The 2,047-nt window shown below is 70.9% G+C and carries 1 protein-coding gene and 1 pseudogene; both read right to left on the bottom strand.

Going from position 1 to position 2,047, the window contains the following annotated elements; translation table 11 throughout:
* Positions 1-211 (bottom strand): annotated as a pseudogene (locus tag ABZ281_RS47365) (LytR family transcriptional regulator); the annotation flags it as partial.
* A gap of 241 nt (positions 212-452) precedes the next feature.
* Complete coding sequence (locus ABZ281_RS47360; RefSeq protein WP_356664816.1) at positions 453-1,643, bottom strand: LCP family protein; 1,191 nt, start codon at positions 1,641-1,643, stop codon at positions 453-455.
* Positions 1,644-2,047 lie beyond the last annotated feature (404 nt).

The raw sequence follows: 2,047 nt of genomic DNA, 5'->3' as shown, positions 1-2,047 counted from the left end.
CGGGCGTCTCGGTTCGCGACCGGCCGGGTGCCTCCGTACGGCCGCGCGCCGGCGGGGCCGTCTCGGAGGGCCGTGGCCTGCGGGGCGCGGGGACGCCCGACTGCGCTGAGGAAGGCCCCAGTCGCAGTTCGTATTCGCCGGTGTTCGGGTTGAGCACCCACTGATCTGCGGGATCGATGTCGTCCGCCCGCCCACGGCCTTGCGCGTCCACGGTTGCCTGATTCCTCCGTCGGGGCACGCGGCGCCTTCCCCTCCAAGGCGCTCGGGTCTCGGTCACTCAGTGCGCGACCTCAGGACCATCCCTCAGAGCCGGGCGCACCGGATCGCTCACATTAACCGCCCCATTCCGCGCCGAGCGACGACGGTGACCCATTCCACGTCCCTACACCTGGGCAATTCGCCCATTTCCTGGATGAAGAGTTCATTGCCTTGGAGTGGCCTTGGTGCCCGCTTTACTCACAGGTGTCCTCGGCTGCCGTGTTCCCCTGAAACGTCGGTGGAGGAGAAACGGTGACGCCGGACCCGCGATAAGGACCCGGATACGAATCCCCGTACGCCCCGTCACGCGTGTCGGGGGGCCTCGGCGGGGCGTGACTTCGCGGGCCGTTCCCCTCGACGACCACCGGCCCGTCCGTCCGCAGCCGCTCGAAGAGCCTCTCCGCCGCGGGCTCCACGAGTTGGTCGCGATTGGAGTCGTACGCATACGACTCCCGGGGGACGGTCAGGAATTGCACTTGTTCCATGGGGATGTCGCGCAGGCCGCGCACGAGTTCGTACAAACCGCGCAAGCTCGCCAGTTTCGGGTCGGTGGTGAGAGATGACGTGGCGGCGTCCAGCACGGGATACAGCTTCGCCGGATTCAGCAGGACGTCGTTGCTGCGCACCTTGTTCACGAGTGCCCCGAGGAATCGCTGCTGCCGCTCCATCCGCTCGGTGTCACTGCCGTCGCCGAGGGTCTTGCGGGCGCGGACGTACCCGAGGGCCTGCTCGCCGTTCAGCGTCACGCGCCCGGCGGGCAGTCGCAGCTTGGCGGCCCGGTCGTCGATCGGCTCCCGCAGGCACACCTCGACGCCGTCGACCGCGTCGACCATCTCCTTGAAGCCGTGGAAGTCGACGACGACGTGATGGTCGACGCGGATGTCGGTCAGCTTCTCCACGGTCCGGATGGTGCAGGCCGACCCGCCCAGCTGGAAGGCCTGGTTGAACATGGCGAACCGGGGCGCGCTGCGCGACCCGTCCGGGCGGCGGCAGCCCGGCAGGTTCACCATCAGGTCCCGGGGGAGGGAGACGGCGGTGGCGCTGCCCCGGCCCGCGGACAGGTGCAGCAGGATCGTGGTGTCGGACCGCTCGGTGCCGGAGTCCCGCCCGTAGCGGGCGTTGTCGCGCCCCTCGCGCGAGTCCGACCCGATCAGCAGGATGTTCCGCGCGCCCTTGACCAGGGAGGTGGGCCGCTCCTTGTCGTACCGCGCGAGCTCGGCCGCGGCGGCCTCGTCGGGCGTGATGTTGCCGCTGAGCTTGGCGTATACGGCCCAGCCGACCCCGCCGGCCGCCACGAGGAGGGTCGTGGCCCCGAACGCCGTGATTCGCACCCACCGCCGCCGGCGCCGTCGCAGCAGCCCCCGCCCGCTGGCGGACGCCCCCATGACAGGACCGACCCTGTGGCTCACGGCAGCAACCACCCCTCCTGACGTAGGAACGCCCCGCGCGCACTGCTCCTACGACCATGGCGTGGATGGTGGGCGGGGGGCGGGTGGGGATGGGCCGAACGGGGGAGGGGTTCCGGGGGCGCTGCCGCGCTCTCGTGGCCCCTGCCGCGCAGCGCCCGGCTTCAGTGGCCTGCCGTTTCGCGGTGACGGTGGTGATGACCCGCCGGCTCGTCTAGTGCCGCGGCAGGCAACGTTCGCCCCGTCACGACGCCCGGCACGCTCCCCCAAGCTCTCGACTCCGCTCGAGCAGGGGGTACCCCCCACTCGCCGCACCGGACGAAACCCCGAGTACGTCCAGTACGAGGGCTTCCGGCCGGCACGCCGAGAGCACGTACCGGACG

Origin of the sequence: Streptomyces sp. NPDC006265 (genome assembly GCF_040613555.1) — a bacterium.
Classification (GTDB): domain Bacteria; phylum Actinomycetota; class Actinomycetes; order Streptomycetales; family Streptomycetaceae; genus Streptomyces.
Note: the sequence above shows the minus strand (reverse complement) of the source record. Positions and strands in the feature narration are given on the sequence as shown.

Excerpts from the sequence above, each read along its gene's own strand:
- ABZ281_RS47360 (WP_356664816.1), bottom strand. The coding sequence starts at position 1,643 with ATGGGGGCGTCCGCCAGCGGGCGGGGGCTGCTGCGACGGCGCCGGCGG.